Genomic DNA, 23,061 nt, shown 5'->3' on the forward strand with positions numbered 1-23,061 from the left:
TGTCGGAGAGTGACCGTGGTGCTGGCACAGGCCACGTCGGTAGGACGCACCATCCGTAGTAGGAAGTACCAGCAGTAGGAAGTACCAGCAGTTCGCAGTTCCCCTGTTTGGCAAGTAGTTGATCACTGAGGGATGAAACGGAGGAGCCGAGCGCCATCAGGATCGCCCGGGCGGAAGTCTTGAACCCGGGTACCGCAGGACATCGATAGTGAGGTGGTCTCCGGTCGAGCAACCGCGATCCCGGCAGCCCCGACTGCGTTTCGGTCGGGTCTGCGGAAACAGAGGGCCGGCGCAGCATGAGGGCCGGCAGATGGTGTAGCAGTTCCTTCGGGCCCTGGCGCCGTACGGCGCCAGGGCCCTCCACACGTTCCCCGCAAGGCAAGAGTGCGGGGCGCCGTTGGAACCCCGTCATCGACATGCCGAGGCCGCTGTGTCCAAGCCTCACCGTCCCGAACGCCGGGCGGCCTCGCGTGGAGTCAGCCGCGCAGGAAATACAGGACGGTCATGGTCGCGGCGGTCGCCAGGATGACGCCCCGCAGCAGCCGGGCGGGAAGACGGCGGGCGAGGTGGGCGCCGGCGAGACCCCCGACCACGGCGCCGACAAGCATGGTGGCGAGGAGAAGCGGAGCGCTCAGTGTGTCCGAGGCGACGAGGAACAGCACTGTCGCGCTGAGATAGATGGCCGCGAGTTGAGCGATCCGCATCGGGTTGCTCGCCGCGGCGTCGAGGCCGAGGCCGCTGCTCCACAGGGCCAGCATCAGGATGCCTACGGCACCGCCGAAGTATCCGCCGTATACGGCCAGCAAGAACTGTCCGATCAGGACGGCTCGCCCACTCATGCCGAACGAGCGGCCCAGCGCGCCGCTCAACGCTCCGGAGAGCCGGCGCCCGAAGGCGAGGATCACCGTGGCGAAAGCGAGCAGCCACGGCGCCGCGGCGTCGAACAACGACGCGGGCAGCACCAGCAACAGGCCGGCACCGACGCCACCGCCCGTCACACTGATCGCTGTCAGCGCCTTCGTGGACGTAGGCCCGACGGGGGTGAGTTCGCGTCGGTACACCCAAGCGCTGGCCATGGCGCCAGGGACGAGAGCGACCCTCGACACCGCGTTCGCCGTCACTGGCGACAGGCCGAACGCGACGAGAGCGGGAAGCGCCACGAACGTGCCCCCGCCTCCCATGGCGTTCAGCACCCCGGCGCCGAAACCGGCCAGCAGGACAAGCAGGAGTTCGGGCACACGCCGAGCATCGCTCCCGGCCAGCGGGTCCACAATGCCCGATCGCCGTACCCAGCCTAAGGCTGGACCTTAGGCTGAACGGGTGCGCTATGACTTGGACGACCTGCGGCTCTTTCTCCACATCGTCACGGAGGGGTCGATCACTGCAGGCGCCCACCGCATGCATCTGAGCCTGCCCTCGGCCAGCGCGAGGGTGCGCTCACTGGAACACCACGCCGGAGTACCACTGTTGATCCGCGGTCGGCGAGGTGTGCGGCCCACACCTGCGGGAGCGACACTGGCCCGCCACGCGCGCGACGTACTCGCCCAGACGGCGCGGCTGGAGAGTGCCGTCGCGAGCTACACCCGGTCTCCGACCGCTCCCCTGACCCTGCTGGTCGGCGGCTCCGCGATGCATCGGCTGGTGCCGCAGGCCCTGATCTCCTTCCTCCGCGCACACCCGGACATCGACGTCACGGTGTCCGAGAGCCGCACGCCGCAGACCGTGCGCATGCTCGCCGACGGAGAGGCCGACCTGGGGGTCGTCCTCGATGACGAGGCCCGCGAGTGCCGCCTGCGCACGGAGCCTCTCGGTGACGACTCCCTCGTCGTGATCGGCCAAGCCGGAGGGATCCTCGCCGGACGGACCGCGCTGCCCTACGGCGAAGTCGCCGAGCATCCCCTCGTGGGGCTCAACGCCGACTCCTCGCTGCGCCGCTGGATCGAGAAGCACCTCGGGCCCCACGCGCCGGTGGTGCGCCACCGGACCACTGTCGCCGACCTGAGCGTGCTCATCTCCCTCGCCACCGCCGGCGTCGGGCTCGCCGTGGTGCCGCGCCGCGCCGTCGACCCCCACCTGCCCCTCGACATCTGCGAACTGGAGGACCCCTGGGCTCGCCGCCACCATCTACTGGCCTGGGGAGCCAAGGACGGCGCCGCATCGACGGCGACCGCGGCGCTCGCAGAGCACCTACGTACGGCGGCCCTGTCGGCGCCGGTGGCCCGCAGCGCACCAGCCAACTCCGACGGTCAACGACCCGTCCACGACGGCTGACCGAGCCCTGGACACACGCACGCTGGGACACCGAGTGCCCGTGCCCGCCACAAGAGCAGCCGACTTGGGGGACAGGCCGCCCGGTGGATTCCGTGCTCCTTTTTTGAACCGCATAGAGCGGAAGCCGTGTGCCCCCAGGCCGTCGCCGCCCGACCACCCACCGGTGAGCACCACCGGCCCGGAGCCGTGCTCGATACCGCGCCCCACGATGGCAGGCGCCACGCCCCGTGGGCACGGCAGGAGACGGAGACGCGTCCCGTCCATCCACGGACTCGGCCCCGGCGGGCTGCGGCCAGGCGCGTAACCGCATGCCGCCGCCTGGGCAGCTCCTGTGCGGGGCGGGGTCGGGCAAGCGAGGGTGTCGGGTTAGGGGAGTCCGGGTCGACGGATCGGGTCAGGGGGCGCCCGGCTCGACGGGTGCGCAGCTGCGCGAACACGGCCCTCCCTCGTCCCGGGGCGGGATCGCGGGGGAGCAGGTCGCACGGGACCAACGCCTCCCGCACAGGACCACCCTCGCCCAGGCCCCCGCACAGGACCACCCTCGCCCAGGCCCCCCGCACAGGACCACCCCGCTCAGGCCCACTGCACAGGACCACCCCCGTACGGGCGGGAAGCAAGCTGTGTGGATCACGTCAAGGAGGGCGTGGAGCAGGTCATCTCCGCGGACGTTTCATGGGTCCGGTCCGCGAGACAGCGATGCGTGGAAGCCGAGCGGTCGCGCCGGGAACAGCAGGTCGGGTCGGCACGGTTGTAGCGACGGAGGGACCGGCTCCGTACGGGCGGGGAACACGGGGGCCACGAGGTCGTCCGTGCCCGGCCAGGAGCCGGGCTCAGCATCGCGGTACGTCCGCCGCGCGTCGCGCACTCGGACCAAGACGTAAATATGCAGGAGGACTGTTTCATGACTGACCGGCCCTTGACACTCATGGCAGTACACGCCCACCCCGACGACGAGGCCACCGGTACCGGAGGAGTCCTCGCGCGGTACGCGGCGGAAGGCATCCGCACGGTTCTCGTGACGTGTACCGACGGCGGTTGCGGTGACGGACCGGGGGGTGTCAAGCCGGGCGATCCCGGGCACGATCCGGCGGCGGTCGCCTTGATGCGCCGTCAGGAACTCGAGACGAGTTGTGGCGTCCTGAAAATCAGCGATCTGGAGCTGTTGGACTATGCCGACTCCGGGATGATGGGCTGGCCGAGCAATGACGCCCCCGGATCCTTCTGGCAGACCCCCGTGGAGGAGGGCGCGGCCCGACTCGCGGAACTCATGCGGCACTATCGGCCTGACGTGGTCGTCACCTACGACGAGAACGGCTTCTACGGCCACCCCGACCACATCCAGGCCCACCGCATCACGATGAAGGCGCTGGAGATGACCGCGCTGACACCGAAGGTGTACTGGACCACGATGCCCCGCTCGATGATGCAGCGGTTCGGCGAGATCATGCGCGAGTTTCACGAGGACATGCCGGAGCCGGATCCCGCCGAGACCGCCGCGATGGCCGAGATCGGCCTCCCCGACGACGAGATCACCACGTGGGTGGACGCCACCGCGTTCAGCGGTCAGAAGTTCGACGCCTTGGCCGCGCACGCCAGTCAGGGCGAGAACATCTTCTTCCTCAAGATGGGCAAGGAGAGGTTCGGCGAGCTGATGGGCATGGAGACCTTCGTACGTGTCCAGGACGCCACCGGCGCGGCCCTGCCCGAGAACGATCTCTTCGCCGGACTGCGCTGATCCGCCTGTTCGACCGACCCGGAGAACCTCATCGACCGCACGGCGCGATCGAGCGGGTCACACATCCGCAGGCTTGTCCACGCGAACTCCGCTCCGGCAGCCCGCGTGCGGGCCCTCGTCGGCGGCGCCGACGAGGGCCCGTACTGCCGTGCGTCAGGACGCCCGGGAGGAGTTCGTACGCCGAGGCGTCCCGTCATCCTCGGGCCGTACGTCCCCGATCCAGGGCCAGCACAGAAGATGTGGGGGTCGCGGACGCCGGCGAAGGGGCGGAGTCGGCGACGGCGTCCTTCATCCCGCAGGGAGGGCGTCGATGCTCGCGTGGAATACGTCGGCCACTCGTGCGAGGAGTTCGGGGTCGTGATATCGCTCGTCGACCCTTAGGGAACCAGTGATTCCGCTCTCCGTCATCTGCGCAGTGGCGTAGAGCGTCCGCGCGCATTGCAGGGCCTGCCGTCGGCCGGCGAAGCGCTGCCGGTGGTACGACGGCTCGTAGGTCACGTTCTGCGCCGACAGCGCGGGACCGAACGCCAGCGGCTCACCGGCGTCGCTGATTCGCCGGCCCGCGCCACCGGTCATGTCGAACGCCAGATGCGACAGGGCAGTGCGGAAGACCGCCTCGGTGCCGGCCCGTGCGGTCGTGTTGTCCACCACGGCGCTGAGCGGAAGGTCGACTCCGTCCCAGGCGGCCAACATCCTGTCTCCCACCTGGCGGGCCAGACCCGACAGGCCCCGGTCGCCGATGTCCAGCGGTACGTGCATCACGTTGCACAACAGGCCGACCGCCTTACGCGCCGCAGGTGTCGTACGACCGTGCATGAAGACGGTCGCCACGAGCCGGTCCCGTTCGTACGCCTCGGCCACGCTGCGGGCCAGCAGGGCCAGCAGCGCGTTGTGCGGTGTGGTCCGCCGCTCACGGCACCAGCGGAGCAAAGTCTCGGTGCGGTCGGCGGACAGCGTCAGTGGTACGCCGATGGACTGCGGCCGGAGGGACACCTCCGCATCGGGCCGGGCGGGAATCGGCTCCTCCGCTCCATGCGCGCGCAAGGTACGCGCGAGATCGGTTGCTCGGCGTTGCCGATCCACGCGGGCCTGCGGGGACTGCTCCTGGCGGATCATGTCCACATAACTGAACGGTGCGGGCCCGTCGGCCGGGGCGCCGCGCCCAGGCTCGGTCCGTGCCGCATAGGCGGCGGCGAGATCCCGGCGGAAGACGTCGTGGCTGGTCGCGTCGACGGCGAGGTGGTGGAACTGCGCCACCAGAAGATGCTCCCCGTCGGCCGATCGCACCAGCGTCGTGCGGACCATACGGTCCGTCAGGTCGAGTCGCTGCCCGAGCGTGTGCGTCATCTCGGCCCGCTCCTGGCCCGAGCCGGCCGCCACGACCTGGAGGCCGCTCGGGGTGGGCCGCAGCCGCTGACCCGGCCAGGTGGCGTCCCCGACGGTGCCCTCGTCGCCGGCCAGGTGCAGTCGCAGGGCGTCGTGCCGCATCTCGACGTCGGCCAGGGCGTCCCGCAGGGCCCCGACGTCAAGGCGCCCACGCAGCAGCAGGACCTCCGCCTCCTGCGGTGGGGAGTCCTCCGTGTAGCAGCGCACCCAGTGCCAGCACCAGTCCTGCCGTGAGGAGGCCGGCAGGACGTCGGTGTCCGGCGCCCGGGAATCGCCGGGAATCGCGGCCGCCGATCGAGCTGGAAGGGTCATGAGGTAATCCCTAAGGGTGTGAGGCGGTCCAGGAGCCCCGGACCTGGGTACGGCTGACGGGTGGTTGCCACCGACGGCTCGGAAAGGAGCGGCCGCGCGGTCCTCCGGGACGCTCCGGCCACTGATGGGGGACCGCGGTCATCGCTGGTGAGGGATCTGTCGGCGGAGTGTCGTCCGGGCCACGGAGACCCGGCCGTGGTGGCACGGAGTGACGGGCTCGAACGCGTCTCACGCGCGGATGCGGGTCGGCGCCGTGCGTAGGCGTGGCTCAGCGGGACGGGTGCCAAGGCGGGGTCGTACGGCCGTACCGGCTCCGCGGGGTGGTAGCGGATCGCCTTGTCGAGGCGTGAACTCTGCGAGCGCTCCACCACGTTGGTCGCTCCGGTCGCTCCGGTCGCTCCGGTCGCTCCGGTCGAGCCGGTCGAGCCGGTCGGGACGACCGTGCCGGGCAGGGAGGTACCCCGCACCGTGCGGCCGGGCGCGGCCTGCTCGGCCGTGCAGGCCGACGGTGCGAGGACCCGGTCCGGTCCGTCGGGCTCATGCCGCTCCGTCCCGTTGCCGTGACAGCAGGACCGCAATGCCCAGCAGCTCCACCGTCTTGTGCTCACCCGGCCGGAAGAGTGCGGCAGTCAGCGAGGCCACCAGCCGAACCGGCCTGAAGACGTGATCGATCCCGTCGTGCCAGAGGCCGTCGCCCAGATGGTTCGAGACCGGGACACGCCGGAAATCCGAGGCCTGGACGGTGGTGCCCTCCCGCAGGTCCTTCAACGCCAGATGCGCAAGGGCGACGGCCTTTCGCACGATCGATCACGATCATATTTTTCCACGAGTGACATGTTCTGTCAGCGGACTGTGGAAGTCCGCCTGACCTCGTAGTGCGCCGGGCGCGCTTGCTGAACCAGCCGAAGAACCCCTCGTACGGACCGAGTTGGGCGCCGAGCACATGGCATCCGGGATCGACAGCGCGTCGAGGCGACGTGGGACACGGGGCTTCCCGCCGGACCACGGCGTCGGGCCCGGGGCCGGTGGGGGCATGATCGCGAGGACGGAGCGGTCGACGGACCGCCCTCACCCATGACCCCGCCCGGCATGAGCGACAGATTCCGCGATCTCACCGTGGGCGACGGTCAGGCAGCCGCCCGGCGTGCCGTTTGCCGGAGCGGCGCCGACGGGCTCGGTGATGAGGCCGGAGCGCCAGTTCCTGCGTCTGCTATAGGGATGCGGCACCGGCTGTGCGGTGAGAGGCCGGGACGTCGACAGCCCGTCACCGGACGAGGCGGCAGGGCACCACCTCGTGGCGTCTACTCAAGTGCTACAGCCATCGTGGTCGACGTCGCGGCCGGATGCCGAGCCCGGTCAGTCGAGGCACAGCACGAGCAGGCAGAGCTGTGACGGTGAAGTCGACGCAGATGCCGGATCGGCCTGCGATGCGCTTGCCTCCGTGCTGTCGGCCTGTGCCGGTGAGCCGGAGGGCTGTACCGCCGTACCGCTGTTCTCAGGGGCGGAAGCGACGGGGGCGTGGTCGGTGGTCTGCGCTGCGGGCTGCGGTGCCGCGACCGGAGCAGGAACGGCGGCGACCGGCCGGGCGTTCGGCGGCCCGGCGGGAGCCTGCCGGGCGCTACGTGCTTCGGCGGAGGCAGGGACCGCTTGCGGCTGCTGCCGTGCCGTGCCGGTGTTCCGTGCGTCCGCAGCAGTGCGCGACGTCCGGTCCTCGGCGGGCGGCGCCGGGGCCGGCCGGTTGCTCTCCGGCACCACCTGTTCTTCTGCCAGGCCCATGCTGTGCCTGTCGGGCGCTGTGGCTGCCTGGGTCCGGTCGGTGGATTGCCGGTCCATGGTGGCGACGGTGAGCCCACCGCCGACGATGGCCACGGCGGTCGCTACGGCGGCCCGGCGCTTGTTCTTGTTCCATCGGGCCAGTTGGCGACGTCGCGCCGCACGGCCGAGTCCCGCGGACCCTGCCGCCGCCGTGTCGGCGGCGGCAGGGCCGGTGTCGCAGGGCTCCGCTTCGCCTTGCGAGGAAGAGTCGTACCCGGGTTCGAGACTCGTGGACTGTCCCGCCTGCCAGGATCCGGGTGCGTCGGCGGTCGTCGCCGCGGTGGCGCCCGGGATCGGGACGGGGCGGCTGTTCGTGGCAGGCGGAGCGATGTCCGGGGCGTAGGCGCCGCACCCGGGACACACCAAGGCGCCGTTGAGATGCCGACGACACGTGGAGCAGTAGTCCATCTGCTGGTCTTCCTGGGGTGCTTGTGCCGTTGGCCCGTCCGGGCCACGACCTGGTCACATTCGTACGGGGGATCGAGCAGTCAGCAACGCTAACGACGCTTTCGAGAGGCTGTGTGCAGCCTGTGTGGCGCTCCTGCGCAGATTCTCCGCACGGTGTCGCAGACCGGCGTCCGGACCGCACCGGCCGCCGCCTCACTGGATCCAACAACTGGACAGCCCCAGTGCCATCGCCCGCTACTACGGATGGACGCACACGGGGTCCGACATCGTGGTACGACCGCCTCCTGGGGCTGCGTCAAGGCGCCGACACCACCAGGCCCGCATGGGTCGGGGTGTCGTTCAGCGCACCAGGTGGCGCCAGGTGGCGCCAGGTGGCGCCAGGTGGGGCCAGGAAGTCGTGCATGTGTCACGCTGTCCCGCTGCCGCACGGGGTCACGCGACACAAGTGGTTGCCAGAGCTGAAGCGGCCACTTGCCGGTCGTCGGAATAGATCACCAGCGTCTGTTCCGACTGTTCGGCCAGGTGGAATGCGGTGCAAGCGAATTCGACCGTCCCGCGGTCCGGGTGCCACAGCCGTTTCCGTCCGGTCGGTCCGCCGCCGCGGTGGGGTGGCGCGGCGGTACGGACCCGCACGGATGGGAGGAGACGGCGGGGCACAGCCCCGCCGCGAGTACCTGCATGCCACGGCCCTGGCGCACGGCGGAGCCGGAAGTCTGTGCCTGGTCAGTCCTGCCGGCCAGGGAGCATGGCGAGAGCCTTCGTGCGCTGGGCGACGAGGTCCTGGTAGGTGCCGTCACGCTCGGCCCAGCGGTGCATGTGCACTCCTTCGACGAGGATCTCGTCGGGGGTGGGGTTCTGGGCGAGCAACTGCATGACTTCGGTGGCGAAGGCGTCCAGGGGCAGGGCGTTGGGGTTGACCTTCTCCTGTCCTGCGGTGGCGACGGCCGGGGGGACGAGTTCGACGACACCGACGCCGGTGCCCTTCAGTTGGGCGCGCAGAGCTTCGGAGTAGGCGTGGACGGCGGCCTTGGATGCGGCATAGGTGGGCATCGGGGGGAACGGCAGGTAGGCGATGCCGGAGGTGACGGTGACGAAGGTGCCCGCGCCCTGCTGGATCAGGTGGGGGGTGAAGGCGTCGGTGACGCGGATGGTGCCCAGCAGGTTGGTGTTGACGGTCACCTGGGCGGCCTGGAAGTGGGCGGGGTCGCGCAGGTCTTCCAGGTGCATGACGCCTGACATGGTCACGACCGTGTCGAGCTGGGGGTACTGAGCCAGGACGGCCTCGCGGGCCCGGGCGACGGAGGTGCCGTCGGTGACGTCGAGCGTGAAGGTGCCGATGCCTTCCCGGGCCAGCTCGGCGAGTGCGGTGGTGCTGCGGCCGGCGACGGCCACGGTGCTGCCTGCGGCGACGAAGCGGCGGGCCAGTTCACGGCCGATGCCGGAAGTGCCGCCGACGATGAGGACGGTGCGGTTGGAGAGGTCCACGGTGTTTTCCTTCGATGTGCGGTCCAGCGGTGATCGCTGGTCTTTCACCACCGTGGAGCCGAATGCCGGAATGCGGCAGGGCCGCCGTTTTCCTGGGTCCTGTCAGGGCCCCCTCTCGGGGTTCCAGTGCGCATTACGGTGGGGTCATGAACGGTGACACCTCCGAAAACCGGCTCGGCGACTATCTCCGCGCCCGACGCGACCTGGTTTTCCCCACGCAAGCCGGTATTCCGGCCGGGGCGAACCGGCGGGTTCCGGGGCTGCGCCGTGAGGAAGTCGCCATGCTCGCCGGCATCAGTGCGGACTACTATCTGCGGCTGGAACGGGGCCGGGACAAGAACCCTTCGCCCCAGGTCCTGGAATCACTTGCGCGCGTCCTGCACCTCGATGACGTGGAGCGCACATATCTGCTGGGGCTGGCCGCCGTGCTGCCCAGGAAGCCGCGTCGCAGGAGACCCGAACATGTGCCGGCACGAATCCACCAGCTCCTTGCGCACCTGCCCGTTCCCGCGTTCGTCGAAGGCCGCGCCTTCGATGTCCTGGCCTCCAACCCCATGGCCGTCGCGCTCTCCCCACGGCTGCGCCCCGGATACAACCGACTGGGTTCCTTCTTCCTCGACCCCGAGGAACAAGCCTTCCACGACGACTGGGAGAAGGCCGCCGCGAGTTTCATCGCCACAGTGCGGACCACGATCGGAGACGACACCGACAATCCCCGCTTCGTGGAATTCATAGGAGAACTCGCGCTGTCCAGCCAGCGCTTTCGGACGCTGTGGGCCCGCCACGACGTCCGTGACCTGGTGGGCGGGACGGTGACCGTGCACCACCCCGGCGTCGGAGAGCTGCGCCTGCACCGCGACAAAATGGCCGTCGAGGACGTCATCCTCGTCGTCTACTATCCCGACAAAGACAGTGACAGCGACGAGAAGCTTCGTCTCCTGGCCGCGATGTCCCAGCAGGAAGAGCGTGCGCAGGACAGCCACCCCGCGTCAGCAGGTGAAAGACGGCCCTCGGCCCCGTGACCCGGGGCTGGGCCGCGTTTGCAGTTGGACCTCTGTGTCGCAGGGCACGGTCATGCGTCCGCCCGTCCGCCCGTCGCCCCGTCGCCGCACCGGGTTGATCCCTGTCCACCAGCTCGCCCGACGGTGTGCCCGGTCCTGCGTGGCTCGGCGGACGGCACACTGCCCGATGGCGGCGACCCGTTGATGTGCCACCAGCCCAGGTTGATCGACCAGGTCACAGCAGTGCGTCGACCGCGTAGAGGGCGCCGAGTGTGGCGGCCAGGGTGCCGAGGAGAAGACGCAGGAATGTGTCGGGCAGGTACGGCTGGAGGCGGGCACCGAGGTAACCGCCGATGAGTCCGCCCAGACCGCAGGCCAGGCCGATGAACCAGTCGGGGGCGATGCTGCCGTGGTGGACCAAGGACAGCAGGGCATAGGTGGAGGCGCCGACCACCGAGGTGGCGAACGTGGAGGCGAGCGCGGCCGGGGCGACCTTCGAGACGGGGAGGCCGCGGCCGACGAGGATGGGGCCGAGGATCGAGCCACCGCCGATGCCGTAGACGCCGCCCACGACTCCGACCGCGAGCGCCAGGGCGGTGACCGTGCGGGGTGCGGGTTCGGGGCGCCGGTTGTCCTGGGACGTGGGGCGCAGGGTCCTGGCGATGAGCCAGGTGCCGAGGGGCAGCATCAAGGCGGCGACCAGGAAGCGGAAGACGCGCGGGCCTGGCAGGGCGAACACGCGGATGACCGCTCCGAGGGCCACGCCGGGCAGGGTGCCCAGTACCAGCCGACGCACGAGCGGTCCCGCCAGGGCACCGTCACGTCGGTAACGCAGGAGGGCGCCGGGCCCCGCCACCACGTTGTAGAGCAGGTTCGTGGGCGTGACGGCCGGGTTGGGCACGGCGAAGACGCTGAGTTGTACGGGCAGCAGGAACACCGCCCCGGACACGCCGACCGGCGCGGTCACGACGGCGATCAGCACCCCGACCGCGACGCCGGCCACCCCCAGCTGCCACTCCACCCGGTCCCCTCGCGTCGTCTGAGCAAGCCCGTCCCGCTTGGACTTGCGCGACAGCCTAGATCGCCCGTGTCTCGCTGTCTCAACACCGTTCCGACCTGCTTCGATCAGACGGTGGGCAGCCCCAGGAGGGAAAGGCCTTGTCAGAAGTGACGTCGAGGTCTGTCGAGGACTCTCTCCGCTGGGTGCGAGAGAACGGCGCTGGCGAGGGGCAGGGCGGATACCGGTTGACAAAACTCTGCTCGGCCTTTGCCCTTTGGGTTGGCGATGGCCTTTGGCGATGGCCTTCCTGAGTTGGGTGACGGTTTCCCGGAACGGATTCTCGTTTCCGGGTTCTGCTGTGTTTCGGTGCGGAGGCGTTCGTTCAAGCCGTTCTTGCGGTCGGCGTGCCGCTTGGGATGCGCCAGGCAACCGTCACTCGCGCTCGGACCGCCACGGGCACGTCCGCCGGCACCGGGCCGATACCCGGCTTCCTCGCCGACCCGTTGTCAGCCGTGCTGCGCCTGCGGCAGCTCATCCGGTGATCCGCGGGCGGTGCCCGGACTGTCGCATCGGTCCCGCCGGACGAGAATCCACCGAGACAGGCGTCGGACAGCGAGGATTAGCTGGGGCAGGCGTCGGACGGCGAGAATCCGCTGGGACAGGCGTCGGACAGCGAGGATTCGCTGGGGCAGGCGTCGGACGGCGAGAATCCGCTGGGACAGGCGTCGGACAGATGAAAAGCTGTGCAAGGCGCATTCGCTCGACGGGAGAGAGCCAGCAGTATGGCCGTCATTCACCACACAGCCCTCAAACCGACCAAACTGGAGTTGCTCACCTCCTGGCTGCCCTCCCGGCCGTGGTACCTCGCCGGCGCGGGTGACCCGGACCTGGCCAAGGCCGGGGGCTTCCGGCTGGACGATCCCGAGGGGGAGGTCGGCATCGAGTTCCTGGTGGTCACCGACAGCTCGGGCAGCCTTTCGGCCACCTACCTGGTACCGCTCACCTACCGCGGAGCCCCGCTCGACGGGGCGGAGCACGCCCTCGTGGGCACCATGGAACACGGCGTCCTGGGGCGCCGCTGGGCCTACGACGGCTGCCACGACCCCGTGCTGGTCGCCCAGTTGTCCGCTCTGATCAAGGGACGGGTCCAGGCCCAGGACCAGAACACGAGCGACATGCCCGACCATGAGGTCACACGCTCCTTCAGCGGCGACGATCGCGCTCTCATGGACTTCACCACCACCAGTGCCGCGGACGACCATGAGGGCACAGAGCTGTCGGCACCGCATGGCACAACACTCCGCTTGCACCGAGTCCTGCGCCCCGCCCCGGACCACGCGCCGCTCCTGCCGCCGCAAGCGGCCGGCCACGTCGCCGGCTCCTGGCAGATGCCGGACGGCACGCGCGCGCGGGGGCTGTTCGTAGTCCTGCACACGGGCCCTACGGCCTAGGGGGCCCGTGCGGCAATCAGCGGCGCGCTCGGCCGACCAACAAGGGGAATCCGGACGGAGCTGCGTCCCCGTAGGGGCGTCGTCGACACGGAGCGAAGCAAACGGTTCTTCCCTGGTCAACAGCTGCGACCGCGATCTCGACGGCGGCGACCGGGATTCACCGGACCGTCGGACACCCCAGTGCGGATGACGTCGGAAACGTCGCCGCCCATCAGCAGCTGACTCCTGATGTCCGGTACTACCGGCAGGCACCCCCCCACCCCATTTCACTTCGGCCCCGGAGTAGCGGTTGCTTGCACGACTCGGCGCGGGCGGCGAGGTGCTGAGGGTAGTCCGGTGCCTTGCGGGTACCCGCGTCCGCGAACCCGTGATCAGCGGGCGTACGCCGGAAGCGTTCTACAAGCCAGTGGGAGAGAGAGCATTGGGGTTCCGCGAGTCGCGATTCACACTGGCCTCCCGGCCGTCCGCCCGGATACTGGCCGGCCGATACCGCTTGGACGCGCGCATCGGTTCGGGTGGTGCCGCGGACGTCCACCGCGGATTCGACCTGCGGCTGCGTCGGCCGGTGGCACTCAAACTGTTCCGGCCCGACACCGGTTTCGACACAGAGGAAGCGTTTCTGAGCGAGGCGATGATCCTGGCCCGCTTGCAGCATCCCGGGCTGGTGACTGCCTACGACGCCGGACGGCACGGTGGTGACGCCTATCTGGTCATGCAACTGATCGAAGGCCAGACCCTCAAAGAGCGCATCGCCGAGGACCCCCTGCCTCCCGAAGCCACCGCCGCGCTCGGTGCCGGCCTCGCCGAGGCCCTGGCTCACGCGCACGATGCGGGAATCGTCCACCGAGACGTCAAGCCGTCCAACGTCATCCTGGACCGATCCGGCCACCCCCACCTCACCGACTTCGGCATATCCCGGTTGCTCGGTGCCACCACGTGCACCGCCACCGGCACCCTCATCGGCACGGCGGCCTATCTGTCACCGGAACAGGTGCTCGGCCGGCCGGTCGGCCGGTCTGCCGATGTCTACGCCCTGGGACTGGTGCTCCTCGAATGCCTCACCGGCAGGCTCGAATACGACGGCGGCCCGTTGGAGGCCGCGATCGCGCGGCTTCACCGCCAGCCCCGCCTCCCGGACCACCTCCCCGACGAACTCGCCGCTCTGCTACGGGACATGACCGCACTGGACGAGCAGACACGCCCGACGGCACGCGTCTGCGCCCGGACACTGGCTGCTCTGTCCGCAGACACGGACCTCACGGCCCACCAGCCCGCAGCCCGTGCCACGAGCGTCGCTGCAGGCCGGCGGCCTACGAGTGGCAGTATCCGCACCCACAGGAATCCGCTGCCAGGCCTGGTGCCGGGCCCGGAGCGGTCCGCCACCGAAGCGTCTCACCGAGCCGCTTCCGCACCCGCTCGTACCCGGAGCCGCGCCCTGATGGCCGGGGCGACTGCCGCGCTCGCCGCGGCCATGGCCGCCACCCTCGCCGTCACCGACGGTTCGTCGCATCAGGGCACCGGCAGCAAGGCGGACCGTCCCGCCGGGAGCCCGGTCGTGACCTCCCCTGGTCCCGACAGCTCGCAGGACAGCAAGGAAACCCCCGTCACACCGGTGCCACAGCCGCCCGTCAGCCACCGCGTCCCCGCCCAGCCGCCCGGCAGCTCCGCCCCCGCACCGAGTGACAGCGCGACGTCCGAGATCCTGAGCCGGCAAGCCGCCACCGACGCGGGCCCGACACCACGTAGCGCCGCCCCTCAGCAGAAGACAACCGATGCCACAGCGGGCTCCGGGGCCAAGAACGCGAACGAACCGCCCGGCCGAGCACACAAGAAGGCTTCCGCAGGGCAGGGCAACGCAAAGAGCCGGGATTCGGGGAAGGGGAACGAGCAGTAGCCGCAACACCTTCAGCGCGGCCACGCTTCACCCCGCTCCACCGTTCGCAAGCGGCTTGCCACGATCATCGAGGTTCCGCCGTTCATCGCGGTCATGAGGAGGATGGACCGGGACGTGCGTCAGGAGGTGAGGACTTCCAGAGCGGCGGCGTGCACCCCCGGTGCGGCGGCGAGATAACTCCCGGTGGCCAGCTCCCACGCTTTGCCCTCGAGGTCGGTCACGATGCCTCCGGCCTCCTGGACCAGCAGCACACCTGCCGCGTGGGAGCGGACGTTGTCGAACTGCCAGTGCAGGTCCATCCGGCCCGCGGCGACCTGGGCGAGCTGGCCGGTCACCGGTACGGAAACCCGCACGTACAGGGCGGAGTTCATCATCTCGGTGAAGGCGGAGCCCATCCGCCGCGCGAGTTCGGGGTCGTGACCTGGCTTGGCCTGGCCGGTCCCGGTCAGTGCGCCGTCCAGCGACGTCTTGACCGAAGCCCTCAGCCGCACCCCGTTGAGGAACGCCCCGTCGCCCTCGGTCGCGGTGAACATCTCGTCGAGGACCGGGAAGTAGACCGCCGCCAGCACCGGACGGCCATCACGGACGAGGCTCACGCCGATGTTCCAGTCGGGCATGCCGTGCACGGCGTTGACGTTCCCGCCGACCGGATCGATGAGCCACCACTCACCCGCGGCCATCGGTCCTGCCCCATGCTCGTCATTCAGCCAGCCCGCGCTCGGTAGGGCCTCGGTCAACGCCGGGCGCAGTGTGTCGACAACGGCCGCGTCATTGGCCTGGAGGTCCGCGAGCAGTTCGGGGAGCCCAGGCTGACGGGACTCGGTGGAATAGCGCGTCATCATCAAGGCGCCGGCCTGACGGACGGCGGCGACGGTCGCGGCGAGCAGGTCCTGGCTCATTGGAAGGCTCCCAAAGTTGATCGAAGTGGATCTGCATCTGGTTAGGATTTACTTTTGTGCAATTGGACTTGAATCTGCTGACCGTGCTGGACGCCCTGCTCGAGGAGGGGAGCGTGATGGGCGCGGCCGAGCGGCTGCATCTGTCCTCGCCGGCGGTCAGCCGCACCCTCGGCCGACTCCGCGCCGTCACGGGTGACGACATCCTGGTGCGTACCGGCCACTCGATGGTTCCGACCCCGTACGCGGTGTCGGTGCGGGAGGACGTGCACCGGCTGGTCAGGCAGGCGCACGAAGTGCTCTTGCCCGTCCGTGAGTTGAATCTGGCCGAGCTGGACCGCACCTTCACGGTCCAGTGTCACGACGCGGTGGCCGCATCCCTGGTACCGGTGCTGGTGGGGAGGATCCGGGAGCGGGCTTCCGGGGTGCGGTTGCGGGTGCTGGCGGAGAACTCCATGGACACCAACGACCTGCGACACGGTCGCGTCGATCTGGAGGTCGGTGGCGGCAGGCCGGAGCTGCCTGAGTTCCGGTCCGAGCCGCTCGGCGACGATCGGCTCGTGGTGGCGATGCGCGCGGAGCACCCTTGTGCCTCCGGACTGGACCTGGCCTCCTATGCGGCGCAGCCGCATGTGGTGATCTCCCGGCGTGGTCGCCTCACCGCGTCGATCGACGACGTGCTGGCTGCACAAGGCCTGCGGCGCCGGGTGGTAGCGGCAGTGGCCACGGTCTCCACCGCCCTGCAGATCGCCGCCCGCGGCGACGCGCTGGTCACCTGCACCGCGATCCTGGGCCGCCCCCTCATCGAGGCGTTCGGCCTGGTCGCCCGGCCGCTGCCGATCGAGTCCCCGGCTGCGACGATCAACTGCAACTGGCACCAGCGCTTCGATTCCGACCCCGCCCACGCCTGGCTCCGCGAGCAGGTCAGGGCGTCGCTCGAGGAGATCACCGCCCGCTGACTACTCCGACAGCGGCAGGGCCACGGCACCGGGGAAACCGGGCGCCTCGGCTTCGTCGAGCATCGCCGCGGCGACGGTTTCCCGGCTGACCTTTGCACCGAGGTCGAAACGAGGTGCGGCCGCCAGGCCGACCGTGCGCCGACGGGGGCTTTCGGGCCCGTCGGTGAGCATCCCGGCGTGGAAGACGGTGCCACCGGCCGCGAGAACGGTGTTGTCGGCTGCGACCTTGTCCGCCAGTCGGTCGCCCAGCACCTTGACGAGCACAGCAGCGCCCTCACCCGCCGCTTCGGCGGACTTGCCCGTGCCGTACGCACCGAGCCAGATGACACGTCGTGGGCCGGCGGCGAGGACGGCCCGGGCGCCGGTCAGGAGAATTCCGGCCCGGTCCGTGCCGAGCGCGGAGAGGACCACGGAATCCCCGTCCACGACGGCGGCGATTCCGGCCGCGTCGTTCACGTCGCCCGCCATCTTGCGCAGGTTGGGGGAGTCGGGCAGGGCGATGCGCTCGGGATCACGCGCGATGGCGGTCACGGTGTGCCCCCGTCGCAGTGCCCGTCGGGTGAGGGCGATTCCGGTCCGGCCGGAGGCCGCGAGGACGGTGAGGTTCATGTCGAGAACGCTAGGGAGGTCTCCACTTAACATCAAGTGCAATGATCTGACCCCTAAATTTACCCGGACGCAATCGCTTCGCTGAAGATGGCCCGCGGGTAACCCGCCGACGAGGGGCGGTTCCTCCGGGATCTGACGGTCGCCGGTACCGGCCGACCAGTCGACTGATGAGTTCCGGGTCGTGCGGAGGTCATAGCAGCGGGACCGTCGGCATCGGCAGTCTGACGCGCTCGTACCCGAGGGAGACACATGGCAAGGCTCATCTACTCGATGATCACCTCGCTCGACGGCTACGCCGAGGCGGCGGAGGGCGGCCTCGGCACCGGGGCCGAGGATCAGGAGGTGCATACCTTCGTCAACGACCTCTTCCGTCCCGTCGGCACGTACCTCTACGGCCGACGGATGTACGAGACGATGGTCTACTGGGAGACCGCGCACACCGAGCCCGACCAGCCGCCGCACATCCTGCAGTACGCCCGCGACTGGCAGGCCGCGCAGAAGGTCGTGTACTCCACGACGCTCGAGTCGGTGTCCAGCGCGAAGACCAGGATCGAGCGAAGCTTCGACCCGGACGCGGTGCGCAAGCTCAAGGTCGAGGCGGACCGCGACCTCACCGTCGACGGCCCGAACCTAGCGGCCCAGGCGATCGCGGCCGGCCTGGTGGACGAGTACCACCTGTTCATCACCACGAGCGTGGTCGGCGGCGGCAAGCGGTTCTTCCCCGACGGCGTGCGCCTCGATCTCGAGCTGGTCGAGGAGCGCGCCTTCGGCAGTGGACTGATCTACGCGCGCTATCGGACCCGCTGAGCCGCACCGGTCGGTCTCACCGGTGATCTGCGGACAGGTTGCCGACGAGCAGCACATGTCCCCGCGGCAGCGTCACCGGGCCAGGATCGGCTGCGTGAGGTTCAACGGGTTGCCGTCGGGGTCCTGGATGTGGGCGACGCGCTGTCCCCACGGCATGTCGTTGGGGCCGCCACGGACCGAGCCGCCCAGCGCCTCCACCCGGAGAAGCGTCTCGTCGACGTCGTCGACACCGATGCTGAGCAGGATCCGTGGCGCCGCCCCGGATCCCGGCTGCGTCTTGGACACCAGCCCGAGGTCGGTGTCGCCGATGCGCAAGCCGAGGTAGAAGGCCGGGCCTTCCGCCGGTACCCGGAAGATCTCCGCAGCGCCGAACAATTCCGTGTAGAAGCCGAGCAGAGCGTCCTGGTCGGCAGTCACGATCACTGGCTGGATGGTGGACATGGCACTCCTGTCGCGAACGGTCGTATCGGTGGGCAGACCGTTCGAGGACCGTGAACTCATCGATGGCGGAGCTTCAGTGGTCACCCCCTGGAGCATGTCCACGGCCGCGATGGCACGACAACGCATCTCCCTTGCCGAACCAGTGCGGTCGAAGTCCCACCCCGGTACGCGGCGCTCCCTCAGCTGGGGACGCGGCCTTCACGCATCGCCAGCTCGCCGGGACGGGGCGACTCACGCTCCTGGCGGACGTGGGAGGACGGCTCGTACGGACCGCGCCCGGATCCGGACACCGCTCGGCCACCTGTCCTTGCCTGATGACGGGTGTTGCCCTCCTCATCGGCTTGGCGGCCAGGACAGGCGTCGTCCATCCGGCCAACCGGGCGAGTCCCGACGCCGGCCTGCCACGGCTGGGCCAACTCCTCGGCGAGACGGACACGGAAGCTGAGTAGCAGCGAATCCCCGGCCATACCAGGCCGGGGATTCGCTGTGAACCTCACGTACCGCCTCTGGCGGGTGAGGCTCACCGGACGTAACGGCGGAGGCAGCAGGTGTTCCTGAACAGCCCCTCGTCGGTGGGGCTGCCCGGAGCCTGGACGACCACGCCGGACGGTCAGCCCAGCGGACTCGGGTTGTTGAGAACATCGCCGGTGGGCTTGTACGGCCCCCCGGTCACCGTCTCCTCGGTCACTGGCTTGTACGGACCCCCGGCCACCGTCTTCTCGGTCCCAGGGACGCTGTGCGTCTGGTGATGACCCGCTTGGGCTGCACCGGCGGTCAGGGCAACAAGGGCGAAGGCTCCGCCTATCACTGCTGCGACGGTCTTGGTGCGCATACGCGTTGTGCTCCCCGTTCTCGTACCGCGTGAACTGATCCGTGTCAGTCTGGCAGGAGGTCGTAACCGATCACCTGACGGGGCCGGTGGGACAAGTACCCAGCACGGGCGAGGGTGCGCTCCTGCACCTGTGTTGTGGTTACGGCGCCGCAAACTACCACCGGCCCTGGTTGAGAATCCCGTACGGGTTGCTCAGACGCTGTGCCCCGTAGGCCCCGGCAGCGTTCGATGCCTCCGACGGCTGCGCGAGCTGCTGTCCGCGATCAACCGGGGCAAGTCGACTGTCGTCGGCCACGGCAACGCCCCCACCCATAGTGAGCGTTGCCACGGCCGCCGCAGTGAAGACACCTGCAAAGAAGCGCATTCGAGTACGCATCGACCCTCCAAGGTTTTCCGCCTGCATACGCGGCCATGCCGTCCGTAGGGCATAGCCGCGGTAGGCGGTGCCACTCGCTGTTCCCTGATGCTCCCTCAGGCGCCTTTGGCAGCCCAGCTTTTCGATTCTGCTCGAAATGCGTTGACGTTCCCGCTCGTGCCGAGTTAGGCCCCCGGCCGCCGCGGCCCGACGTCGTGACGTCCTGGAATCTGCGTCGGAGCGGAGCTGTTGAGGCTTGATACCAGTCGCCTACCGCCGGTGTCGGCGAGGAAGCGGCCGACCGCAGACAAGGGGGAAGCCTTGGACGGGTATTCAGTGCAGGTCGGGCAGCTGGACCGCATACCGCTCACGGTCAGTGGCCAACCGGGAGCGACACTGTTCTCGTTGGTGTTCCAGGTCCTCCGCAGGAACCGACATGGCGTACCCGCGCCGCTGCGCGAGTTGGTACGCAATGCCATGCCACCAGCGGGCGCCGAAGGGTTGCATACGGTGTTCGCCTCCGGAGTCTGGGCGCCCGACTCCCTGTCTCTGACGCGCGACCTGGACGCGAGCGGTCCCTCAGCCGTTCTGGCCGAACTGGATGCGCTGGACCCGGAAACCTTCCTTGCGGAGCTGCATCTGCAGCACGACAACACTCCGCCGCCGCACTGGCGTGCCGCCGCTGCCCGCCCGCGTGCCTTCCTGTCGGCCTACCGCAACACGTTGGTCGCGGTCTGGGACGCCCTCACCCCCTTCTGGAAGGAAGTGGCGCCCTACCTGCGACGAGAACAGGAGCGTGTCGGCCTGGCCACAGTGACCAACAGCCTCGACGCGCTCCTCGGTTCGATGGGCGGCAAGGTGCGTTACGCCGACGGCGCTTTCCACCTGCCTCATCCGTGTGTCGGCCACCTCACCGCACTCGGACGGCGGCGCATCGTACTGGTGCCCCTCGCGTCCCATTTCACCTCGGGCACCTACAGCGCCGAACGGAACGACGTCCTGTGGCTCGGCTACCCGCTGCCAGGGCTGGCACAACTCATCTCCTCCTCGACGTCGACCGCGGAAGCGAACACCGATCGCCTCGCCGTCCTCCTCGGTCGCGCCCGCGCCGGCATCCTGCGCCATGCCCACAGGCGCCCTTCGCTCTCCGACACCGCGCGGCACGTGGGTATCTCGGTCAGTACGGCGTCTTACCACTGCGACCAACTGGCGCACGCCGGACTCCTGGTGAGACAACGCCAGGGACAACACGTCCGTCTCCACCTCACCGACAAGGGCAACGCGCTCATGGACCTCCTGGCGTGAGCGGCGAGCGCGCTTCACTGGGGACAGTGAATCGTTCGGCCGTGTCCCGTAGTTGATGGTGACGCTCGGTGTTCTCCGGCGAGCAGAATGCGGTGGTGGAGAGATCGGATCCGGTGCATCCATGCATCTGCCGCGTCATCCGTTGGGTGGGTGTTCACGCCTGCCGCGCGGCCGTTCTCCAGTGGACCTGTACCGCGGCAGGATCCGCCACCTACTACGGTCGGCTTCCTTCGACGCGGGGTCAGCTCCCGCCCTCACACCCGCTACGCCTTCCGCGTGGATGTCCAGCCCTGTCGGCGGAGCCTTTCGAAGCCGTCCAGGAGCAGGTCCAGGGCGAATTCGAACTCGAACTGGTCGTCGCAGCCGCCATTGACCGTGGAGCCCCCGTCATGGGCGGCCGTCGCGGCCAGTTCCGCGATGTGCGGGTAGCGTGCGGCCAGCCCGGGGTCCGGCGGGCCGGCGGGGCCCGAGGTGTCGAAGAGTTCCTGGCTGAAGCCGAGTAGGCGGCTGCCCATCGCGTGCATGACGTGGTGCGTGAGGTCGGCGGAGAGGCCGCCTTCCCGGAAGCTTCCGGCCATCGAGTCGAGGTACGCCAGCACGGCCGGCGTGGGGCCGGTCCGTGACTCGATGACCCTGGCCGCCCAAGGGTGGCGCAGGAGGACCCGCCGGGCCGAGAGGATCCGCCCGCGGACCACGCGCTGCCAGTCGGGGCCCGCGGCCGGTGGGTCGATCTCGCCGACGACGGCGTCCGCCATGCCGTCGAGCAGTTCCTCCTTGTTGGCCACGTGCTTGTACAGGGCCATCGGTACGACGTCCAGTTCCTGTGCGAGCCTGCGCATGCTGAGCGTGTCGATACCGGTGGCGTCGGCGAGCGCGACGGCGGCGCGCAGGACGCGGTCCCTGTTCAGGGGGGTCCGTTGCGTGTGCGTGGCCTTCTGCCGGGTCATTTCGGTTCTGCCCCTTCCCTCCTCGACGACTCCCTCTGCTTGACGAGTGTACGCCGTACACCTATGGTCCAGAGTGGTGTACGGCGTACACCACCATCGAGCGAGGGGTACCGAGAAGATGAGTCCCGACCGGAGAACCGCGGTGGCCGCCGGGTCGCTGTTCCTGTTGACCGAGGCGGCCGCGATAGCTGGGGCGGTTCTCTACCGCCCCCTGCTGGGCGCGGCGGAAGGCCGGCCGGCGCAGGGCGCCGACACGCTGGCGCTGCTCGGGGTGCTTTGCGAGGTGGTGCTGGTGGTGGCGGTGGCCGGTACCGGGGCGGCGCTGTTCCCCGTCCTGCGGCGCCACGGCGAGGGGCTCGCGCTCGGGTATGCCTTCGGGCGGCTGCTGGAGGCGGCCGTCATCGCTGTCGGGATGGTCGCCGTCCTGGCGCTCGTCACCCTGCGGCGGGACACAGGGGCGGCGGCCGGTGCCGACGTAGCACTGGCGGCCGTGCACGACTGGACGTTCCTGCTCGGGCCCAACGTCGCCCTCGGCCTGAACACCGTCCTGCTCGCGTACCTGGCGTACCGCGCGCGGCTCGTGCCGCGCTTCATCGCCGTGCTCGGACTGGTCGGCGGGCCACTGATCTGCGCCTCGGCCGTCGCCGTGATGTTCGGGGCCTACGCGCAGCTCTCCGTGGCGGGGTCCGTCGCCGCGCTCCCGGTGTTCGCCTGGGAACTGGCATTGGCCGGTTGGCTGATCGTCAGGGGGTTCGGGCCCGGCTCAGGCGCCGCGTCCGGGGCAGACGGACAGGTGGCCGAGCCGGCCGTGTCCGTCGGTGATGCCGCCCGAGGTTGACGGCGCTGCTGCCTCTGGTCGTCGGGCGGTGGTCACCGGCTGCTCCTGCCGTGGCTGAAGCAGTCGCCGTAGCAGACGACCGAGTCGGAGATGAGGGCGTTCTCCGACGAGGCGTCGGCGAAGGTGGGTGGCCAGTGAGGATTGGCCCGCCACCCAGGTGCGGCAGTGGCGGTCGTGGAGGTGGGCCTGCTCCGCCGCGCCGCCTGACGCGAACTGCCGTACCGGGACGGGGATGCGGATGTGCCCCTGGCAAAGGAACACAGTCCTGGTTGCGGGCCCGGCTGCTCGCAAGCCGGGTCGCGCCGCGCGGGCCC

Annotated in this window: 21 protein-coding genes; 10 read left to right on the forward strand and 11 right to left on the reverse strand. The window is 69.7% G+C overall.

Translation table 11 applies throughout. The features are described from left to right. Positions 1-476: 476 nt before the first annotated feature. Complete coding sequence (locus BM536_RS08300) at positions 477-1,238, reverse strand: sulfite exporter TauE/SafE family protein (protein ID WP_094102759.1); 762 nt, start codon at positions 1,236-1,238, stop codon at positions 477-479. Positions 1,239-1,320: 82 nt separating this feature from the next. On the opposite strand from BM536_RS08300, the gene BM536_RS08305 reads away from it, so the two are divergent. After that, positions 1,321-2,271: a LysR family transcriptional regulator gene (locus tag BM536_RS08305; RefSeq protein ID WP_073493750.1), complete on the forward strand. Its 951-nt coding sequence runs from the start codon at positions 1,321-1,323 to the stop codon at positions 2,269-2,271. Positions 2,272-3,172: 901 nt separating this feature from the next. Further along, positions 3,173-4,006, forward strand: a complete 834-nt coding sequence (locus BM536_RS08310; RefSeq protein WP_073493787.1) for a PIG-L family deacetylase — start codon at positions 3,173-3,175, stop codon at positions 4,004-4,006. A 288-nt stretch (positions 4,007-4,294) separates the two neighbouring features. Here the strand turns inward: BM536_RS08310 and BM536_RS08315 are convergent, their stop codons facing one another. From BM536_RS08315 to BM536_RS08330, 4 genes are all read right to left on the reverse strand, one after another. Beyond that, positions 4,295-5,704 (reverse strand): condensation domain-containing protein, encoded by a 1,410-nt coding sequence (locus tag BM536_RS08315; protein ID WP_079275016.1) that lies wholly within the window; start codon positions 5,702-5,704, stop codon positions 4,295-4,297. 537 nt (positions 5,705-6,241) lie between these two features. Further along, on the reverse strand, positions 6,242-6,505 hold the full coding sequence (locus BM536_RS08320; protein WP_073493752.1) for a hypothetical protein: 264 nt from the start codon (positions 6,503-6,505) through the stop codon (positions 6,242-6,244). 555 nt (positions 6,506-7,060) lie between these two features. Further along, positions 7,061-7,927: an SCO2400 family protein gene (locus tag BM536_RS44770; protein WP_073493754.1), complete on the reverse strand. Its 867-nt coding sequence runs from the start codon at positions 7,925-7,927 to the stop codon at positions 7,061-7,063. 723 nt (positions 7,928-8,650) lie between these two features. Then, a complete protein-coding gene (locus tag BM536_RS08330; protein ID WP_073493758.1) occupies positions 8,651-9,412 on the reverse strand; it encodes an SDR family oxidoreductase in 762 nt (253 codons plus the stop codon). 146 nt (positions 9,413-9,558) lie between these two features. Between BM536_RS08330 and BM536_RS08335 the strand changes: the two genes are divergently transcribed. Next, the gene (locus tag BM536_RS08335; protein WP_073493760.1) at positions 9,559-10,434 is read left to right on the forward strand and encodes a helix-turn-helix transcriptional regulator; all 876 of its coding nucleotides are present in this window, start codon (positions 9,559-9,561) and stop codon (positions 10,432-10,434) included. A 214-nt stretch (positions 10,435-10,648) separates the two neighbouring features. Here BM536_RS08335 and BM536_RS08340 read toward each other — a convergent pair whose 3' ends face one another. Next, positions 10,649-11,434: a sulfite exporter TauE/SafE family protein gene (locus BM536_RS08340; protein WP_073493762.1), complete on the reverse strand. Its 786-nt coding sequence runs from the start codon at positions 11,432-11,434 to the stop codon at positions 10,649-10,651. Positions 11,435-12,195: 761 nt separating this feature from the next. Here BM536_RS08340 and BM536_RS08345 point away from each other — a divergent pair. After that, positions 12,196-12,864 (forward strand): maltokinase N-terminal cap-like domain-containing protein, encoded by a 669-nt coding sequence (locus BM536_RS08345; protein WP_073493763.1) that lies wholly within the window; start codon positions 12,196-12,198, stop codon positions 12,862-12,864. 493 nt (positions 12,865-13,357) lie between these two features. After that, the gene (locus BM536_RS08350) at positions 13,358-14,758 is read left to right on the forward strand and encodes a serine/threonine-protein kinase (RefSeq protein WP_245873323.1); all 1,401 of its coding nucleotides are present in this window, start codon (positions 13,358-13,360) and stop codon (positions 14,756-14,758) included. A gap of 119 nt (positions 14,759-14,877) precedes the next feature. Here the strand turns inward: BM536_RS08350 and BM536_RS08355 are convergent, their stop codons facing one another. Continuing rightward, complete coding sequence (locus BM536_RS08355) at positions 14,878-15,657, reverse strand: inositol monophosphatase family protein (RefSeq protein ID WP_073493765.1); 780 nt, start codon at positions 15,655-15,657, stop codon at positions 14,878-14,880. Positions 15,658-15,713: 56 nt separating this feature from the next. Here BM536_RS08355 and BM536_RS08360 point away from each other — a divergent pair, with 56 nt between their 5' ends. After that, positions 15,714-16,613, forward strand: a complete 900-nt coding sequence (locus tag BM536_RS08360; protein WP_073493767.1) for a LysR family transcriptional regulator — start codon at positions 15,714-15,716, stop codon at positions 16,611-16,613. Here the strand turns inward: BM536_RS08360 and BM536_RS08365 are convergent, their stop codons facing one another. Then, positions 16,614-17,222, reverse strand: a complete 609-nt coding sequence (locus BM536_RS08365) for an NAD(P)-dependent oxidoreductase (RefSeq protein WP_073493768.1) — start codon at positions 17,220-17,222, stop codon at positions 16,614-16,616. Between the two features lie 249 nt (positions 17,223-17,471). Between BM536_RS08365 and BM536_RS08370 the strand changes: the two genes are divergently transcribed. Further along, positions 17,472-18,029 (forward strand): dihydrofolate reductase family protein, encoded by a 558-nt coding sequence (locus BM536_RS08370; RefSeq protein WP_073493770.1) that lies wholly within the window; start codon positions 17,472-17,474, stop codon positions 18,027-18,029. Between the two features lie 72 nt (positions 18,030-18,101). Here the strand turns inward: BM536_RS08370 and BM536_RS08375 are convergent, their stop codons facing one another. Then, a complete protein-coding gene (locus BM536_RS08375; protein WP_073493772.1) occupies positions 18,102-18,470 on the reverse strand; it encodes a VOC family protein in 369 nt (122 codons plus the stop codon). Between the two features lie 314 nt (positions 18,471-18,784). Here BM536_RS08375 and BM536_RS43920 point away from each other — a divergent pair, with 314 nt between their 5' ends. Further along, the gene (locus BM536_RS43920) at positions 18,785-18,919 is read left to right on the forward strand and encodes a hypothetical protein (RefSeq protein ID WP_281258550.1); all 135 of its coding nucleotides are present in this window, start codon (positions 18,785-18,787) and stop codon (positions 18,917-18,919) included. 161 nt (positions 18,920-19,080) lie between these two features. On the opposite strand, the gene BM536_RS40270 is transcribed toward BM536_RS43920, so the two are convergent. Beyond that, entirely contained in the window at positions 19,081-19,302 is a 222-nt protein-coding gene (locus BM536_RS40270) for a hypothetical protein (protein ID WP_143650860.1), read from the reverse strand. A gap of 760 nt (positions 19,303-20,062) precedes the next feature. Between BM536_RS40270 and BM536_RS08380 the strand changes: the two genes are divergently transcribed. Further along, positions 20,063-20,962 carry a winged helix-turn-helix domain-containing protein gene (locus BM536_RS08380; RefSeq protein ID WP_143650862.1) on the forward strand — a complete coding sequence of 300 codons (900 nt, stop codon included), beginning with the start codon at positions 20,063-20,065 and terminating at the stop codon, positions 20,960-20,962. 263 nt (positions 20,963-21,225) lie between these two features. On the opposite strand, the gene BM536_RS08385 is transcribed toward BM536_RS08380, so the two are convergent. Further along, positions 21,226-21,909, reverse strand: a complete 684-nt coding sequence (locus BM536_RS08385; RefSeq protein WP_073493775.1) for a TetR/AcrR family transcriptional regulator C-terminal domain-containing protein — start codon at positions 21,907-21,909, stop codon at positions 21,226-21,228. A 118-nt stretch (positions 21,910-22,027) separates the two neighbouring features. On the opposite strand from BM536_RS08385, the gene BM536_RS08390 reads away from it, so the two are divergent. Continuing rightward, positions 22,028-22,747, forward strand: coding sequence for a DUF4386 domain-containing protein (locus BM536_RS08390; RefSeq protein ID WP_073493777.1), 720 nt, complete (start codon positions 22,028-22,030; stop codon positions 22,745-22,747). Positions 22,748-23,061 lie beyond the last annotated feature (314 nt).

This window comes from Streptomyces phaeoluteigriseus, assembly GCF_001896135.2.
GTDB lineage: Bacteria > Actinomycetota > Actinomycetes > Streptomycetales > Streptomycetaceae > Streptomyces > Streptomyces phaeoluteigriseus.

Excerpts from the sequence above, each read along its gene's own strand:
- BM536_RS08310 (WP_073493787.1), top strand. The coding sequence starts at position 3,173 with ATGACTGACCGGCCCTTGACACTCATGGCAGTACACGCCCACCCCGAC.
- BM536_RS08315 (WP_079275016.1), bottom strand. The coding sequence starts at position 5,704 with ATGACCCTTCCAGCTCGATCGGCGGCCGCGATTCCCGGCGATTCCCGG.
- BM536_RS44770 (WP_073493754.1), bottom strand. The coding sequence starts at position 7,927 with ATGGACTACTGCTCCACGTGTCGTCGGCATCTCAACGGCGCCTTGGTG.
- BM536_RS08335 (WP_073493760.1), top strand. The coding sequence starts at position 9,559 with ATGAACGGTGACACCTCCGAAAACCGGCTCGGCGACTATCTCCGCGCC.
- BM536_RS08345 (WP_073493763.1), top strand. The coding sequence starts at position 12,196 with ATGGCCGTCATTCACCACACAGCCCTCAAACCGACCAAACTGGAGTTG.
- BM536_RS08355 (WP_073493765.1), bottom strand. The coding sequence starts at position 15,657 with ATGAGCCAGGACCTGCTCGCCGCGACCGTCGCCGCCGTCCGTCAGGCC.
- BM536_RS08365 (WP_073493768.1), bottom strand. The coding sequence starts at position 17,222 with ATGAACCTCACCGTCCTCGCGGCCTCCGGCCGGACCGGAATCGCCCTC.
- BM536_RS08370 (WP_073493770.1), top strand. The coding sequence starts at position 17,472 with ATGGCAAGGCTCATCTACTCGATGATCACCTCGCTCGACGGCTACGCC.
- BM536_RS08375 (WP_073493772.1), bottom strand. The coding sequence starts at position 18,470 with ATGTCCACCATCCAGCCAGTGATCGTGACTGCCGACCAGGACGCTCTG.
- BM536_RS43920 (WP_281258550.1), top strand. The coding sequence starts at position 18,785 with ATGACGGGTGTTGCCCTCCTCATCGGCTTGGCGGCCAGGACAGGCGTC.
- BM536_RS40270 (WP_143650860.1), bottom strand. The coding sequence starts at position 19,302 with ATGCGCACCAAGACCGTCGCAGCAGTGATAGGCGGAGCCTTCGCCCTT.
- BM536_RS08385 (WP_073493775.1), bottom strand. The coding sequence starts at position 21,909 with ATGACCCGGCAGAAGGCCACGCACACGCAACGGACCCCCCTGAACAGG.
- BM536_RS08390 (WP_073493777.1), top strand. The coding sequence starts at position 22,028 with ATGAGTCCCGACCGGAGAACCGCGGTGGCCGCCGGGTCGCTGTTCCTG.